At 59.8% G+C, this 16,223-nt stretch carries 17 protein-coding genes; 4 read left to right on the forward strand and 13 right to left on the reverse strand.

All coding sequences use genetic code 11. The features are described from left to right. Positions 1-10: 10 nt before the first annotated feature. From ASG47_RS10555 to ASG47_RS10580, 6 genes are all read right to left on the reverse strand, one after another. On the reverse strand, positions 11-490 hold the full coding sequence (locus tag ASG47_RS10555) for an MmcB family DNA repair protein (RefSeq protein ID WP_061908674.1): 480 nt from the start codon (positions 488-490) through the stop codon (positions 11-13). Continuing rightward, on the reverse strand, positions 483-1,673 hold the full coding sequence (locus ASG47_RS10560) for an MFS transporter (RefSeq protein ID WP_061908675.1): 1,191 nt from the start codon (positions 1,671-1,673) through the stop codon (positions 483-485). The genes ASG47_RS10555 and ASG47_RS10560 overlap by 8 nt, the downstream gene beginning before the upstream one ends. Then, positions 1,670-2,842: an MFS transporter gene (locus ASG47_RS10565; RefSeq protein WP_061908676.1), complete on the reverse strand. Its 1,173-nt coding sequence runs from the start codon at positions 2,840-2,842 to the stop codon at positions 1,670-1,672. The genes ASG47_RS10560 and ASG47_RS10565 overlap by 4 nt, the downstream gene beginning before the upstream one ends. Positions 2,843-2,918: 76 nt before the next feature. Beyond that, positions 2,919-3,503 carry a hypothetical protein gene (locus ASG47_RS10570; RefSeq protein WP_061908677.1) on the reverse strand — a complete coding sequence of 195 codons (585 nt, stop codon included), beginning with the start codon at positions 3,501-3,503 and terminating at the stop codon, positions 2,919-2,921. A gap of 185 nt (positions 3,504-3,688) precedes the next feature. Then, positions 3,689-4,042 carry a septal ring lytic transglycosylase RlpA family protein gene (locus tag ASG47_RS10575; RefSeq protein WP_061908678.1) on the reverse strand — a complete coding sequence of 118 codons (354 nt, stop codon included), beginning with the start codon at positions 4,040-4,042 and terminating at the stop codon, positions 3,689-3,691. 439 nt (positions 4,043-4,481) lie between these two features. Beyond that, positions 4,482-5,117, reverse strand: a complete 636-nt coding sequence (locus ASG47_RS10580; protein WP_061908679.1) for a peroxiredoxin — start codon at positions 5,115-5,117, stop codon at positions 4,482-4,484. Positions 5,118-5,385: 268 nt separating this feature from the next. Between ASG47_RS10580 and ASG47_RS20655 the strand changes: the two genes are divergently transcribed. Then, positions 5,386-5,661, forward strand: coding sequence for a hypothetical protein (locus ASG47_RS20655; RefSeq protein WP_156464059.1), 276 nt, complete (start codon positions 5,386-5,388; stop codon positions 5,659-5,661). Positions 5,662-5,699: 38 nt separating this feature from the next. Here the strand turns inward: ASG47_RS20655 and ASG47_RS10585 are convergent, their stop codons facing one another. The 4 genes from ASG47_RS10585 to ASG47_RS10600 all read right to left on the reverse strand — a co-directional run bounded on the left by ASG47_RS10585 (position 5,700) and on the right by ASG47_RS10600 (position 9,872). Then, positions 5,700-6,221: a CreA family protein gene (locus tag ASG47_RS10585; protein ID WP_061908681.1), complete on the reverse strand. Its 522-nt coding sequence runs from the start codon at positions 6,219-6,221 to the stop codon at positions 5,700-5,702. Between the two features lie 83 nt (positions 6,222-6,304). Continuing rightward, positions 6,305-6,595, reverse strand: coding sequence for a SelT/SelW/SelH family protein (locus tag ASG47_RS10590; RefSeq protein WP_061908683.1), 291 nt, complete (start codon positions 6,593-6,595; stop codon positions 6,305-6,307). A gap of 59 nt (positions 6,596-6,654) precedes the next feature. Then, the gene (locus ASG47_RS10595) at positions 6,655-7,134 is read right to left on the reverse strand and encodes a glutathione peroxidase (protein WP_061908685.1); all 480 of its coding nucleotides are present in this window, start codon (positions 7,132-7,134) and stop codon (positions 6,655-6,657) included. A gap of 56 nt (positions 7,135-7,190) precedes the next feature. Further along, complete coding sequence (locus ASG47_RS10600; RefSeq protein WP_061908687.1) at positions 7,191-9,872, reverse strand: PBP1A family penicillin-binding protein; 2,682 nt, start codon at positions 9,870-9,872, stop codon at positions 7,191-7,193. 304 nt (positions 9,873-10,176) lie between these two features. Here ASG47_RS10600 and ASG47_RS10605 point away from each other — a divergent pair, with 304 nt between their 5' ends. Beyond that, positions 10,177-10,998, forward strand: a complete 822-nt coding sequence (locus tag ASG47_RS10605; RefSeq protein WP_061908689.1) for an alpha/beta fold hydrolase — start codon at positions 10,177-10,179, stop codon at positions 10,996-10,998. Between the two features lie 62 nt (positions 10,999-11,060). Beyond that, the gene (locus ASG47_RS10610) at positions 11,061-11,585 is read left to right on the forward strand and encodes a hypothetical protein (RefSeq protein ID WP_061908691.1); all 525 of its coding nucleotides are present in this window, start codon (positions 11,061-11,063) and stop codon (positions 11,583-11,585) included. Between the two features lie 3 nt (positions 11,586-11,588). On the opposite strand, the gene ASG47_RS10615 is transcribed toward ASG47_RS10610, so the two are convergent. Further along, positions 11,589-12,611 (reverse strand): LLM class flavin-dependent oxidoreductase, encoded by a 1,023-nt coding sequence (locus ASG47_RS10615; protein ID WP_061908693.1) that lies wholly within the window; start codon positions 12,609-12,611, stop codon positions 11,589-11,591. Between the two features lie 167 nt (positions 12,612-12,778). Here ASG47_RS10615 and ASG47_RS10620 point away from each other — a divergent pair, with 167 nt between their 5' ends. Beyond that, positions 12,779-12,961 (forward strand): DUF3606 domain-containing protein, encoded by a 183-nt coding sequence (locus tag ASG47_RS10620; RefSeq protein ID WP_061908695.1) that lies wholly within the window; start codon positions 12,779-12,781, stop codon positions 12,959-12,961. On the opposite strand, the gene ASG47_RS10625 is transcribed toward ASG47_RS10620, so the two are convergent. Both ASG47_RS10625 and gyrB read right to left on the reverse strand, forming a co-directional pair. Then, positions 12,958-13,719 carry a metallophosphoesterase family protein gene (locus tag ASG47_RS10625; protein WP_061908697.1) on the reverse strand — a complete coding sequence of 254 codons (762 nt, stop codon included), beginning with the start codon at positions 13,717-13,719 and terminating at the stop codon, positions 12,958-12,960. The genes ASG47_RS10620 and ASG47_RS10625 overlap by 4 nt on opposite strands. Before the next feature lie 50 nt (positions 13,720-13,769). Continuing rightward, positions 13,770-16,223 (reverse strand): DNA topoisomerase (ATP-hydrolyzing) subunit B, encoded by a 2,454-nt coding sequence (gyrB, locus tag ASG47_RS10630; protein WP_061908699.1) that lies wholly within the window; start codon positions 16,221-16,223, stop codon positions 13,770-13,772.

Genomic DNA, 16,223 nt, shown 5'->3' on the forward strand with positions numbered 1-16,223 from the left:
GGCCATTCGATCAGCGGGGACCGGGGTCCAGCAGCACGTGGATGCGGTCGGCGCCAAGCCGGGCGAGTTTGAGCATCAGGGCCTTGCGGCGCGCCGGAGCGAGCGGGGTATCGGGACTATCGCGGAGGATCGCGCCATCGTGCCCATCGGCAACGATCAGCCCCTCGCTCTCGGGAAAGATTTCGCCATCGAGCTCGGGCGGCTTGGCGAAGAAGAACTTGTCGGAAAACTCCCGGTATTCCGGCCATTTCCGATCGACCTGAAAGTCGATCAGGCTCGATTTGATCTCGATGATCCAGATCTCGCCTTTGGGTCCCACGGCCAATACATCGGCGCGGCGGCCATTGCTGAGCGGCACTTCGGCATAGCAGGCCATGTCGTGCCGTTCGCGCAGCATGCGCATGACGCCGCGCTGGACCCGCAGGGCGGTTGCCGATTGCCGGAGATCGACAATCGGCGGCAGGTCGCTGTGCTGCCCGTCCTCAGCCATTGGGCCCGAGTGGTTCTGGCGGCATGCCATGCGGCGCGTCGACCTTGCGAGTGCCAAGCGCAAAGCTCGAGGCCCAGAGACCGGCAAGCAGCAACGGCAGACAGATGAGGTAAGACATGCGGATGCCGAGATATTCGGCGACGAAGCCGAGGAGCGGCGGGGCGAGGAAGAAGACGACGAAGCTCACCTGGCCGATGGCCGCGACGTTGACGGCAGCCGGACGATCGGTGCGCTGCGCGGCGGCGGAAACGGCCAGCGGATAAACCGCCGAACAGCCGGCACCCATCAGCGCAAAGCCCACCAGCGCCAGTTCCGGCGAGGGCGCGGTGCCGACGAGGAGGGCGCCGCCGCTTGCTGCGGTCAGCATGACCATAGCGACATTGCGCGGGCCAAAGCGGGCGACGATCGGATCGGCAGAGAGGCGCATCGCGGCCATGAAGAAAGCAAAGAGGGCAAGGCCCATGCCGCCGACAAACGGCTCAACCGCAAAGACGTTGCGCATATAGATCGCCGACCAATCGATCCCGGCGCCTTCGACGAGGAAGGCGGCAAAGCCGATGAGGCAAAGCGGCAAAAGACCCCAATTGGGGAAGGCGAAGCGATGACCGGCATCGCCTTCGGCGCGCACAGGCTTAGGGGCTTCGGTGGCGCTGAAGAGGAGATAGCCACCGACGAGAAGCACGATCAAGGCAACGATACCCTGATGCCAGGCGGCGCTGATACCGGACTGACGGATCATGGCGCCAAAGAGGGCCGTGACGAAGAAGCCGACGCTCCAGAAGCCGTGGGCGCGGTTCATGAAGCGCTTGCCGGTCTGCATTTCTAGCCGGTCGATCTCGACATTGAGATTGATTTCGAGCGCCCCGGCCAGAAGGCCGGCAAAGAACAGGACGGCGAACATGGCTGGAGCCACGGGTAGCCATGGAATGGTGGCAAAGAGCACGGCGGGACCAAGGACGGTCAGCAGCGCCGTCTTCCGGAAGCCGAGGCGTTCGATATAGGGCGGGCCGACGGTCAGCGAAATCAGCGAACCGATGGACATGCCGATCATGGTGAGACCGAGCTGGCCCTCAGAGATCTGTAGATGTGTCTGGATATCGGGCAGGCGCGCCATCAGCGCGCCGGTCGTGACCGCGAAGAGAAAGAAGCTCGCATAGATGCGATGCTGGGCCTGGATCATCATGGCGTAACCTCATGAGCGAGCGTCTTCCGGCCCAAGGTGGGGGCCGTGAAGAAGCCAAGAAGCACAAGGGGAATACCGACGCCGAAAACCCACTGAATGCCGAAGTGCTCAGCGATATAGCCCAGAAGCGGCGGGCCTAAGAGGAAGGCCGTGAAAGAAAACTGCGCCAGCGCAGCGACATTGACCGAAGCCGGGCGATCGGTCTGCTGCGCGGCCGCCGACATGGCGAGCGGGAAAAGCGCGCTCGACCCGACGCCGATCAGCGCAAATCCGAGGTAAGCGACCCAGGCGGCGCTGGCAAAGAAAGCCAGCAAAACGCCGATGCCGAGAAGGGTCAACAGCACGCGGGCCACGACGACTGGGCTTAACCGTTCGACGAAACTATCGGCAAAGAAGCGGGCAACGCCCTGTGACCCGGCAACGGTCGCCACGGCAAGGCCGGCAAAGAAGGGCTCGGCGTCAAAGAGATTGCGCATATAGATTGCGGACCAGTCGATCCCGGCGCCTTCCATGAGCATGGCGGAAAGACAGACGCCGACAAGCGCCATGATCGGCAGGGTTGGGCGAGCAAAGCGGGGCGGCTCTTCGTCGCTGCCGCCGGCGCGGTGCGGCGCGGGTTGGAAGCGGCCGAGCAGCAGAAGTGTTGCGAGGATAACCACGGGGATCATCAGCATCAGGTGGAAATGCACCTCAAGGCCAGCTTGGGCGATGAAGGATCCAACAATGCCGGCGGCGAAAAAGCCCAGCGACCAGAAGGCGTGGGCGCGGCTCATGATGCGCCTGCCGATGGCGTGCTCGACGCGATCGGCCTCGACATTGATGATGATCTCGATGGCCCCGATGGTGAGACCCACCGGCACGAGCAGCAAGAAAAAGGCCAGCGGCGTCTGCGCCCAACTTGCGAGGGCATAGAGGGCGGACAGCAACGGAATAGCGAACAGTAGGACGCGGCGATAACCGATGCGTTCGACGAAGTGGCCGGCAAAGGTCAGCGAGATCAGCGTACCGCAAGCAGATCCGATCAGCGCGAGGCCGAGAGCACCCTCGCCGACCTGCATCGCCTCCTGAATATCGGGCAGGCGCGGGAAGATGCTGCCCATGCAGAAGGAATAAACAAAAAACGCCCCGAAGACCTTGATCTGGGGCGGCAAATCGATGCCGAATCGCATGATGGAAAATGCTCGAAAGATCAGACAGCGCGACGCTAGGCGATTTCGGCTTTGAGTGAAATAGGGCCGAAAGGCTTTATTGCAACGTTTGCATTGGCTGTCCGCTACCGAATGGTTGGAAGAGCTCATCGCGTTTGATCGAGATGCCTTCCCGCACATGGCGCATGACTTCAAGCCGGCGGAATGGGCCGCCCATCCGGCCGGATTGGCCGGTCACCGGCAGCGTCGAAACGCGGTTGCGGCGGTCTGGGCCGAAATAGCCCGCAGCCTCATAGAAGACGACGTGCCGGCCCACCTGCCGTTCGAGCCTAGCGCGCAATGCCGCTTCGGTTTGTGGAAGAGCGATGACATCGTCGAAGCCGAGATTGATGCAGCCAATGGTGGCTTCGACCGACAAATCCTCGGCACAGTAGACCATCGGCGAAAACCGTACGGCAGGATTGGCCGAAAAGCGAATATCGCGCGCCACTTGCCGCAGTTCGGCGATATTGGGTACGCCGGAAAACAGGAAATAACAGAGGGGCGTCTCGTCAGCCTGCTGCTCGACCTGACTGAGGCCGCGATAGCTTGAGACGCCGGTAAAGCCCAGGTCCGTGGCAGTGCCGAAAAGAGAGGACCAAGTCTTGTCTTGTGGTCCGACGATATAGGCATAAGCCTTCATCAGAACTGCCCCCCGCGTGTTCACGGAGCGAACGTTAAAGCTGAGTAGATAACGACTGGATAACAGACGCCAAAGTATTTGGCCTTATCTAGTATTTGTAAGTCAGATGCTGATGGGTCTAAGCCGAACAAAACAAAGGCCGCCCAGAGGGCGGCCGTGTAATGGGGTTTGGAAGCAACGGCGCGTCAATCCTGGGCAAGACAGACGGTGGTGGTGCCGCGATTGCGGAAACCGAGAGCAGTCGCTGCAGCCTTGGAAAGATCGATGATGCGCTTGCCATGGAATGGACCGCGGTCGTTGATGACGACTTCGATCGACTTGCCACTGTTTTGATCGGTGACTTGCACTTTCGTGCCGAAGGGAAGGGAACGATGTGCCGCCGTCATGGCGTTCTCGTTAAATACATCTCCCGATGCTGCCCGCTTGCCGTTGAAGCCGGGGCCGTACCAGGAAGCGCCACCACATTGTGCGTAAGCTGCCGAAGTTGAGAGTGCGAGGGCAGCCGCCGCTGCGGCGACGAGAACGGCTTTTCTTACCAATGGTCCATGCTCACTGAAGTTTTCGATGGACTGGTGAATAATGTGGCGGAGCGGCCTGATTGTGGGCGCTTTGCGATCACGGGGTTAATTGTTGCCCTGATGCCGCAGATTGGCGATAGCGAACTGTTAACCATTAGCCCAGACTTGGCGGATTCTTAGAAACTGAATCTCAAGACTCGCCAAATCGTCGCGTATGAGCCGCTGATCGGTAAGATTTGGGAAACCACATTGTTCATTGTGGCCTGAGTGCAACGGTTCCGCAGAAGATAAGAAAAAACCCGGATTTGCTGACTTTTGGCCTGTGAATAACGCGGAAATCTCCATTTGTGGCATTCCGAGCCGCGAATGTGGCAGGATTTCCCGCGCGATTGCGGCCAAGAAAAAGGGCGATGGAAGCTCCATCGCCCAGGTCAGTCAGGGAGAAGACAGGTGCCAGCGCTCAGGAGCGAGGCTGTGGCACAATGCGCAGATAGGGCTTCAGTTCCTTCCAGCCCTCGGGATACTTGGTCTTGGCGACCTCGTTGGTCACGGCCGGGACGATAATGACGTCCTCCCCATTCTTCCAGTTCACGGGCGTTGCCACCTGGTGCTTGGCCGTCAGTTGCAGGCTGTCGATGACGCGGATGACCTCGTCGAAGTTGCGGCCCGTCGAAGCCGGATATTCGATCTTGAGCTTCACTTTCTTGTCGGGGCCAATCACGAAGACTGAGCGGACAGTCAGCGTGTTGTCGGCGTTCGGGTGGATCATGTCATAGAGACGCGCGACCTTGCCTTCGGTATCGGCGAGGAGCGGGAAGTTGAGCGAAGCGCCTTGGGTCTCTTCGATATCCTTGGCCCAGCCGCCGTGATCTTCGAGCTTGTCGACGGAAAGGCCCAGCACCTTTACGCCACGCTTCTCAAATTCCGGCTTGAGCTTGGCGGTGTAGCCAAGTTCAGTGGTGCAGACCGGGGTAAAATTCTTGGGGTGGCTGAAAAGCACAGCCCAGGACCCTTGGATATAATCGTGGAAGTGAATGGTGCCCTCGGTGGATTCGAGGGTGAAATCGGGGGCGGTATCGCCAATCAGAATTGCCATCGTTCTCTTCCTTCGCCGGTTGGCGCAGCCGTATCGTTCGATGAAGAATATCGTACTGCTAGCTGATCGATGAAGGGGTAGATCGCGAAACTCTTTGGCGGTATTTTCGCACAATAGGGAACAATATGCTCCTGCCGTTTTCGAGGGCGCTACAGTTCAAAAAAGGACGTTACGGCACTTACTCATCCTTGGCTTCGAAACCCAATTGGAATTCGTGCGTTCGCCTCTGGCAGTTCTAATATTTTCAAATTCATTTCGGAGAATCCTAATGAAGACGTCTATTCTTACTATTGCAACGGCTTGCGTTCTGACTTTGGGCGTCACATCCGCCGCCTTTGCTCAGGATGCGACCAACTCGGTGGCCGCCGACCCAGAAAAATGTCTTATTAATCAAGGGGCTGGCGCAACACCTCCAAATGAATCTCTATCTTCAGAAACCACATCCGACGACTCAGGTTCTTCGTCTAATGGCACTCGTGCCATTGATGACCAAAACCCAGGCGGCTGCCCAGACCTTGTGAAATCCGAGGATTCTGGCAACTAATGGTGTGAGGGGCCCGCTTCGGCGGGCCTTCTTCTTTTCTACTGCACCATCACCGATCCTGAGACAGCGCCACTTGTGGGCGCGCCGTTTTTCCAGGTCACATCGAGCCCATTAAGCGGCACGACGGAAAGACTCATCTTGCCCGAGCCCTGCTGGATCTGCCGCGCATGGGCAAGATAGATCAGCGAATTGTTGGCTGGGTCGTAGATGCGGGTAACGCGCAAGGATTTCCAGATCAGAGACCGCGCCTGCTGGAAGATCTCTTGGCTGCCGCTGGTCTTAATATCCCCAATGGTGATCGGGCCAACCGCCGAGCAATCGAGCGCCGAATAGGATGGGTCTTCGAACCAATTGCCCTGGCTGATCCGGTCGATGAAGGAGCGGTTGAAGAAGGCCAAGTGGCACACGACGCCCTCTACGTCTGGATCGGCCACAGCTTCGACCGAAATATCATTGCCCGTCCAATCGACGCCGACACTGCCCACTTCATCGCGATTGCCACAGGCGGCAAGTGCGAGAACGGCAAACGAAACCATGGCGATGCGCGCGAAAATCTTCATAAGGGTCCTCCAAGACCCCAAAGACATGGGGCGCAACCGAACGCCTGACAAGACCAATCGTTCAGTGCGCCCTGCGCGCTCGCCTACACGCGATCGACATGGCCGAGACTACGTTCGGGATCGATCCTGTCGCGCACCATCTGCTTGAGCACCCGGCTATCGGGAAATCCGCCATCGCGCTTGCGTTCCCAAACAAGCTCTTCGCCAAAACTGATCTCAAAAATGCCACCCGTACCGGGGACGAGGGTGACGGAGCCCAATTCAAGCGAAAATGTCGAGAGCAGTTCCTGCGCCATCCAGGCGGAGCGCAGCATCCAGTTACACTGCGTGCAATAGGTGATCGAGATCGCCAGCTTCGGCGCATCAGTTGTCATGCGTCCCCGCTCCGACATTGTTGAGTTGCGCCCCCAGGCTTAGACGGCCAGCACTGGGATCAAAGCAGCTTTTCGATATCGCCGGCAATATCGGCAGGTTCTGTCGTTGGCGCATAGCGCTCGACCACGGCGCCCGAGCGATCAATAAGGAACTTGGTGAAATTCCATTTGATCGCCTCGCTGCCCAGAATGCCGGGAGCGGATTCCTTGAGCCATTTGTAGAGCGGATGCGCTTCGTCCCCATTGACGTCGATGCGCGAAAAGATCGGAAAGGTCACACCGTAATTGACCTCGCAGAAGCTGGCGATTTCTTCATTGGTGCCCGGCTCCTGGCCCGCAAACTGATTGCAGGGAAAACCGAGGACGACCAGGCCGCGCCCACCAAACTGCTTATAGAGTGCTTCGAGCCCCGCATATTGCGGGGTTAGTCCACACTGGCTCGCGACATTGACGATAAGAACGACCTTGCCGTCGAAATCGGCCAGCGGCTGTGCTGCCCCCGAGAGCAGAGGCAGGGTGAAATCGGCAAGGGTCGTCATGGGTTGGTCCTGGAAAAGGTGACGCTGAGAAAAAGGCCCCGATAAGGGGCCTTCTTTTAGTTTCCGAACAGTAGATCCATCAAGGTGCGCTGCGAGCGCTCGTTCTGATAGGCTGGCTCCTGGCCACCAACAGGCGCAGGTGGCGCGAATTGGTCGACCGGTTGCACCTGCTGGCCTTGGATCTGCTGCGGCTGATTATTGGCCGCCGGCGCGCTGGGCACCCAGACCTGCTGCCCCGTTGCCGGATCAACGACCAGCACCATGGGGAGCCCAGTCTGCGGATCGATAGGCGCAGAATTGTCCACCGGCGCCGCGCCGAACCCATTGGGTTGCGTGGTCTGCAAGGGCAGGCCGGTAACCGGATCGATCTGATTGCCCTGCGCATCATATTGCGGCTGCGTCGCTTCGACCGGAAGGCCGGTGGCTGGGTCAGTCATCGTGCCGGTCTGGATCGGCGGGTTCATCGTTGCCGCGCCGCCATTGAGCGTCAATGCCGGATTGGGCTGACCAGTCGCCGGATCGATTGCCACAACCTGCCCGGTCGCTGGGTCGGTCATGGTCTGCACGGGCTGGCCCGTGCCGCCATCGACATACTGGACCTGTGGCTGCCCCGTTGCTGGATCGATCACTGGCTGGCCAGTTGCGGGGTCGATCACCTGCTGGGCAACCATCTGTCCCTGGTATGAGCCGCCCGGAATAGCTTGCGGCGAGCGGCCGGCATGGGCTTTGGTCATATATTCGGACCAGATCTGCGCCGGCACATTGCCGCCTGAAAGCGTCGTCTTGGTGTCGTTGTCATTGCCAAGCCAAACGCCAGTGACCATGGCGGAGGTGTAGCCGACAAAGAGTGCGTCGCGAGCGTTCTGGCTGGTGCCCGTCTTGCCGCCGAATTCCCAACCGCCGAGATTGGCGCCGCGACCGGTGCCCACTTCGACCGCCGTTTCGAGCATGTCGTTCATTTCGCCGAGCACATTGGGGTCGACCACGCGGCCAGGACCGGCATCCGATGCCTCATAGAGCACGGTGCCATCCTTGCCGGTGATCTTGGTGATCACATTGGGGATGACGCCCATGCCGCCATTGGCAAAGGGTGCATAAGCCGAGGTGAGTTCGAGAAGGTTCACTTCCTGCGTGCCAAGGGCAATCGACGGCACCGGGGTCATGGGCGAGGAAATGCCCATGCGCGTTGCGACTTCGATCACCTTTTCAGGCGTCACGTCGATGGCAAGACGTCCGGCAATGGTGTTGAGCGAATAGGCAAGGCCCTGGCGCAATGTCACCGTGCCGGCATATTTGCCCGAGGCATTGCGGGGGCTCCAGCCATTATATTCGAACTGGGCGTCCTCTGCCAAGGTGTCGGGCGTATAGCCCTTCTCCATGGCGGCCATATAAACGAATGGTTTGAAGGTCGAACCGGGCTGGCGCTTGGCGGTAACCGCACGATTGTACTGGCTCGCCTGATAATCGACACCGCCCACCATGGCGCGCACGGTCCCGTCGACATCCATGGAGACGAGCGCGCCTTGGCTGAAGCCGCGCTTCTTGCCCTCGTTGGCGACGGCCTCCTTGACGATGAACTCGGCGTCCTTCTGCATCTTCCAGTCGATGGTGGTTTGCACCACCACGTCATCCTTGATGTCGCCGATATAGGACGTCATCAAGCTTTCGACCCAGTCGGCCACATAGGATTCCGAACCGGCGACCACGGTACGCACCGTTTCCTGGCTGGAGTCGATCTGCGCAGCATCGGCCTCTTCGCGGGTAATATAGCCTTCTTGCGCCATCAGGTTGAGAACGATGCGCTGGCGCTCGATGGCGCGCTGCGGATTGGCCTTTGGATTATAGGCCGATGGTGCGGGCAAAATGCCGACAAGCATTGCGGCTTGGCCGAGCGACAGATTGCGCGCGGAAACGCCGAAATAGGTCTGCGCTGCGGCCTCGATGCCGGTGGCGCCGGCGCCGAAATAGACGCGGTTCATATAGAGTTCGAGAATTTCTTCCTTGGTGTAGTTCTGCTCGAGCCACACCGCGAGGATGGCTTCCTGCACCTTACGGCCAAGGGTCTGGTCCGGCGTCAGGAAGAGGTTTTTGGCGACCTGCTGGGTCAGGGTCGATGCGCCGCGGGTCACGCCGCGCGCTTCGATCGATTCAATGGCCACGGACAAAAGGCCGATCGGATCGACGCCGAAATGGGTCATGAAGCGACGGTCTTCCGAAGCGATGAAAGCTGCGGGCACATAGGCCGGCAATTCGCGGAAGGTCACGGCTTCGCCGCCCGTCTGGCCACGGTTCGAAATCAGGCTGCCATCAGCCGCGAGAATACGGATATTGGGTGGGCGGTCAGGAATAGCCCAACTTGTCGAGGACGGTAGCTGGGCGCCGTAATAAACGACGACCGCAATGACGGCGAGCCCGCCCCAAAGGCAGGCGACGAAACCCCACCACAAAAGCCCCATGAGAAAGCCGCCACTGCGGGAGCGGCGCTTTTTGGGCTTGGCGGTTTCGGCCTTGCCGCGACGCGGCTGCTTTTCGCCCCGGGGCGGCTTCTTGTTGCTCGGCGGCTTACCGCCACCACCACCACCGATCGGGCCGCCTGAGCGTTCATCGTCGACAAAGCTGCCGACGGACTGCCCGAGGCTCGGTTCGACCCGAGCACCCTTCTTGGTCTGCGCTTGGGGCTTGGCCGTTCTTTTGGGCTGGGCACCAACACGGTCATCGGCCGAAATGCGGAAGTCCATCGAGCAAACCTAATCCAGGGGGTCTGATGCCGCTTCTACCCTGTTCGCCCAAGGAGGGAAACAAAAGGTAAGTGAGCGGTTAAAGTCCGGCGGTGCGCTTCATGCCAATGTGCCTGACGCGTCCATATTTCGGATAGCACCCGTTCTCTGCAGTAAATGTGGCCGGTTTATGTGAGAAAGCACAGTCCTGAAGCAAGTGTGTCCGGTTCGACACATCGATCACTTTGCAGTGGCAGCAGCTTTCGGCGGGAACAGGATCACTGCGTGACGAATTGGGAGAGCATTGTTAATTAAGGACTTTCTCATGCCAATGATTAAAACGCGCGACGGTACATCCCTTTACGCCAAGGATTGGGGCGAGGGGCGCTCGGTGATCCTGCTGCACGGTTGGCCGCTTTCGGCCGATAGCTGGGACGATGGCGCGCTCGTTCTCGCGGAAGCCGGCTATCGCGCCATTGCCTATGACCGCCGTGGCTTTGGCCGCTCGGAGCAACCCTATTCGGGCTATGAGTATGACACTCTGGCCGACGACCTTGCCGATGTCGTTCAAGCCACTGGCGCCGAAGATGCGGCCTTGATCGGGTTCTCCATGGGCGGCGGAGAAGTCGCGCGCTACATGTCGCGTCATGGCGGCAAGGGTATCAGCCAGGCCGGACTTATCGCTTCGGTCGTGCCTTATATGCTCAAGACTGACGACAATCCCGATGGCACGCCGCAGGATACGTTCGACGAAATGACCAAGGGCATGAAGGAAGACCGGGCAAAGTTCTTCGCCCATTTCTTCAAGACCTTTTTCGGCATTTCGCTGATGGATCATCCCACCTCGGACGATGAAGCGCATCACGCCTGGGTCGTTGCGATGCAGGCGGGTCTCAAACCCACCCTCGATTGCGCTAAAGCCTTTGCGACGACGGACTTCCGCCCTGACCTTGCTTCGTTCCGCGTCCCGACGCTGATCGTGCACGGCACAGCCGACAAGACCGTGCCTATCGATGCCTCGGCACGTGCGGCTGCGGCCGGCATCGCCAATGCGACGCTGATTGAATATGACGGCGCCCCACATGGTCTTTTCGCGACGCATAAGGATCAGTTGATGGCCGACATCAAGGACTTCCTCGCGCGCTAAAGCGGCTTGGAAGCATGGCAATCTTTTCTTGCCGGAGCGGAAATGGCAGGGCAGAAAGCGCTATGCGCTTCTGCCTTGTCTTTTTCGTGTTTGTTTTCAGCGCCCTTTCGGCGCGAGCCGAAACATCCCAGACCGCCTTTAGCGAGGCGATCGACCTCTTCGAGGCCGCATTACCCAATCTGCCCGCCGAAATGGTCAGCGTCGATATTGCGACCTATCGCGATGCGCTTACTCTGCGGCAGTTCCGGTCCGCCTACTGGGGCGGGAGCATTTCGCTAGACGTAGCCGAAGCCGGCGAGGGCGCCGAGCGCTCCTGCAAAGACTTTGCCGCCTTCGTACGATTGCCGCCGCAAGACGGCAAACTCGTACTGACGCTCTGCCCGCAGTTTTCGACGCCCGGCGCCGATGCATTGCGACGCCTGACAATCATCCACGAAATGGTTCATGTGGTGGCCGGTCCAGACGAATGCCGGGCCATGGCTTTCGCCGCTAGGGTTGAAGAGGCCGCGACCGGTACATTCACACCGGTCGACCGCTATTGGGCCGCCAATAACTGCGCGGCAAGCGCGTTCAGCCTGCCGCGCTAATTCTTACCGCCAGCCAAGGCTCGGGGCAACATGCGTTAAGATGCTCTCGATCACATGAGCATTGTAGTCGACGCCAAGCTGGTTGGGCACCGTGAGCAGCAGTGTGTCGGCTTCGGCGATGGCTTCGTCACGCTTGAGTTCTTCGATCAACTTGTCGGGCTCGGCGGTATAGCCACGACCGAACACGGCGCGCTTTTCCGGCTCGATATAGCCGAACTGGTCCTGCTCCGGACGGCCGGCGCCGAAATACATGCGGTCCTGATCGTTGACGAGCGCGAAGATCGACCGGCTGACTGAGACGCGGGGCTCACGGCTGTGTCCCGCTTCTTTCCAGGCGGCACGATAGGCGCGGATCTGTTCGGCCTGCTGGATGTGGAATGGCTTGCCGCTCTCGTCGAATTTGAGCGTCGAGGACTGCAAGTTCATGCCCATCTGCGCCGCCCAGATCGCGGTGGCGTCGCTGGCGGCGCCCCACCAGATACGTTCGCGCAGACCTTCCGAATGTGGCTCGAGCCGCAACATGCCCGGCGGATTGGGGAACATGGGCTGCGGATTGGGCTGTGCAAAGCCCTTGCCCTTTAGCACTTCCATAAAGACTTCGGCGTGCTGCCGCGCCATGTCCTGGTCGGTCTTGCCCTCTTCGGGCCCAAAACCAAAATAGCGCCAGCCGTCGATGACCTGCTCTGGCGAACCGCGCGAAATGCCAAGCTGCAGGCGGCCACCGGCGATCAGGTCGGCTGCACCAGCGTCTTCAGCCATATAGAGCGGATTTTCGTAGCGCATGTCGATCACGGCCGTGCCGAGCTCGATCTTCTTGGTTTTTGCGCCGGCTGCCGCAAGCAGCGGGAAGGGCGAGGCGAGTTGGCGGGCAAAATGGTGCACGCGGAAATAGGCGCCATCGGCTCCCAACTCTTCGGCAGCAACCGCCAAGTCGATGGATTGTAGCAACGCGTCACCGGCCGACCGCGTACCGGACTGCGGCGAAGGGCTCCAATGACCAAAGGACAAGAAACCAATCTTTTTCATGTGAGCCTCGCGTGAATACCTTGGCTCTTAGCTATGCGCTCGTGTGCCGAGATTAAAGCCAGGTTTCGCGAGACGGACTGGAAAGGATCACCGAACACTGGATTTGCGGTGCATTGAACCCATGGAGTCGAGAGGCGTTACAGAAGAGAACGCCAAGGAGAACTATCATGGCCAACACTACCCAGACATCGCGTGGCCGCAGCCAGGATCGCGCCAAGGTTGCCGGAAACCAGGATCACGAAGTCCGCTACGAAGCGGATAAGACCGGCAAGAGCAAGGGCGCGGTAAAGTCAGCGGTGAAATCTGCCGGCAATTCGCGCAAGGCGGTCGAGAAAGAACTCAAGCACTAGGTCCGCTTTGCCTTCTGCTTCTTCGTGATGCCGCGATAGACCGCGGTGCGCAGTTCGCTGGCGTAATAATCATAATGCGGCATGCCGCTCTGCTGCGCGATCTGTAATTCGGCCTCGATGTCATAAGGCACGCGCACGAAGCTCAGCGACCAACCTGCGGCGGTATCTTGGCCGACGTCGATGATGCAGTAACAAGCCAGAGGCACATCCAGCGAATTGCCAACGCTCCCTGCATTAAAGAGCGTGTGGCCTTCGAAGCTGACCATGTAGGGCGTGTGAATATCGCCATAGCCGACCAGTACCGGCGGCGTGCCGTGTCCGGTAAAGTCGGTATTGGCAAACATCTGGCGATGGACCTCGCGCGAGGCAGTCTCATAGACCCGGTTAAAAGGGCTTACCTGACTGGCGTGGTAAAACCGCGCCGGGTGTGCACCGAACATGCAATCCACGCTTCCTGGCAGATTGGCCAGATAGTGATTTCGCTCCGGTCCGAGCTGGCTCTGGTGCCACAGCGTTGCAGAGGTTGCTTTTCGGCCGCTTGCGACGTCAGCGTCCCAATTGCCTTGAACGACCACCTCACAAACTTGCCGGCAGCGATCGACGACTTCGGCGGACCGCGGCCCTTTGCCGACCAGATCGCCGAGATTGAAAATGCGGGTGATCCCACGCGCTTCGATATCGGCGAGAACGGCTTCAAGTGCGGTGAGATTGCCGTGGACGTCGGACATGATGGCGATGCGTTCGGGCGATCCGACCATGTCAATTCCCACCTTAGCAAAGAAAAGGCCGCCCGGAGGCGGCCTTGGGATTAGACGTCCAGGTTGCTCACATTGAGCGCATTGTCCTGGATGAAATCGCGGCGTGGCTCGACGAGGTCGCCCATCAGAGCGGTAAAAATCTGGTCGGCTTCGTCGGTCTGGTCGATCTCGACGCGTAGCAGGGTGCGGGCATTGGGGTCGAGGGTCGTTTCCCAAAGTTGCTCGGCGTTCATCTCGCCAAGGCCCTTATAGCGCTGGAGGCTGACGCCCTTGCGGCCGGCATCGGTCACGGCCTTGAAGAGTGTGCTTGGCCCAAAGATATTGATCGTCTCGCCCTTGCGCTTGAGCGTCGGCACGCCGCCGAACAGTTCATCAAGCCGCCCTGCAAGCTGGCGGAGTTTTCGCGCGTCGGCCGACTGAAGCAGCGCACGATCGATCTGGTGCGTCTCGTTGACGCCGCGCACCGTGCGCGAAAAGGCCAAAGCTTCGTCGTCCGTGATCGTGCCGCTCCAGCCGCGTTCCAGTTCATCGGAAATGCGATCGAGGCGATTGGCAACGCGCTTCAATGTCTCGGCGCTCTTTTCGGGATCTGCCATGCCATCGGGATCGAGCGCACCGACGATTGCCGATTGTTCGACGAGATTACGGTTGTAGCGCAGGTTGAGGTTCTTGATCGCATAGTCGATATCGCGCGCCTGCTGCAGGATCGACATGAGGTCGGGGCCTGCATGTTCGACGCCATCGCGGGTCGTAAACACGGCTTCGTCGAGACCGGCATCGAGCAGGTAGTTTTCAAGCGCCCGCTCGTCCTTGAGATATTGTTCGGAGCGGCCACGGGTCGCCTTATAGAGCGGCGGCTGGGCGATATAGATATGCCCGCGCTCAAGCAGCTCGCGCGTCTGGCGGAAGAAGAACGTGAGCAGCAGCGTGCGGATATGGGCGCCGTCGACATCGGCGTCCGTCATGATGATGATCTTGTGGTAGCGCAGCTTGTCGGCGTTGAACTCTTCGCGGCCGATGCCGGTGCCGAGTGCAGTGATCAGCGTACCGACCTGGTCGGACGAAATCATGCGATCAAAGCGCGCGCGTTCCACATTGAGGATTTTACCCCGCAGCGGCAACACGGCTTGATTGGACCGGTCGCGGCCTTGCTTCGCCGAACCACCTGCCGAGTCTCCCTCGACGATGAAGATTTCGGACTTGGCCGGATCGCGTTCCTGGCAATCGGCAAGCTTGCCGGGGAGCGAGGAGATTTCGAGCGCGCCCTTGCGGCGGGTCAGCTCACGCGCCTTGCGCGCGGCTTCGCGGGCGGCCGCGGCTTCGACCACCTTGCCGACGATGACCTTGGCTTCGTTCGGGTGCTCTTCAAACCATTGGCCGAGCTTCTCGTTGACGATGTTTTCGACGACGGGACGCACTTCCGACGAAACCAGCTTGTCCTTGGTCTGGGACGAGAATTTGGGGTCCGGAACCTTGACCGAGAGAACGCAGGTCAGGCCTTCGCGCGTATCGTCACCCGAAAGCTCGACCTTTTCCTTTTTCGCGATGCCGGACGATGCGGCGTAGCCCGTCACCTGGCGCGTCAGCGCGCCGCGAAGCCCGGCCAAGTGCGTGCCGCCATCGCGCTGCGGGATGTTGTTGGTGAAGCACAGCACGTTTTCATGGTAGCTGTCATTCCACTGCAGCGCCACCTCGACAGTGATCCCATCCTTTTCCGAGATCATGGTGATCGGGGTTTCGATCACTGGCACCTTGGACTTGTCGAGATACCGAACAAACGCTTCCAGCCCGCCTTCGTAGAAGAGCTCGACCTCGACATGTTCCGGGTGACGATGATCGCGCAGGTGAATGCGAACGCCTGAATTCAAGAACGCGAGTTCGCGCAGGCGATGCTCGAGCGTCTTGAAATCGAACTCGACCATGGTGAAGGTATCGGTCGAGGGCAGGAAGGTGATTTCCGAGCCCGACCGGCCTTCATAGGTCCCTGCCTGCTTGTTCTCGACATAGGAGCCGACGACCTTGAGCGGTGCATCGGCATCGCCATGGGTAAAGCTCATCTCGTGGATCGAGCCATTGCGGCGGATATTGAGTTTCAGGAACACTGAGAGCGCGTTGACGACAGAAACGCCGACGCCGTGGAGACCACCGGAAACCTTATAGGAATTCTGGTCGAACTTACCGCCGGCGTGAAGCTGGGTCATGATGACCTCGGCGGCCGAAACGCCCTCTTCCTTGTGGATGTCGGTGGGAATACCGCGGCCATTGTCGTTGACCGAGCAAGACCCGTCGGCATTGAGCGTCACCGTCACGAGGTCGGCGTGGCCAGCCAGGGCTTCGTCGATGGCGTTGTCGACGACTTCGTAGACCATGTGATGAAGGCCTGAGCCGTCATCCGTATCCCCGATATACATGCCGGGGCGCTTGCGCACCGCGTCGAGACCCTTCAACACCTTGATGCTGTCGGCGCCGTACTCGTTCGGGGTCGGATTTTCGCTATCGCTCAT

Origin of the sequence: Devosia sp. Leaf420 (genome assembly GCF_001425445.1) — a bacterium.
In the GTDB taxonomy this organism is placed as follows: Bacteria; Pseudomonadota; Alphaproteobacteria; order Rhizobiales; family Devosiaceae; genus Devosia.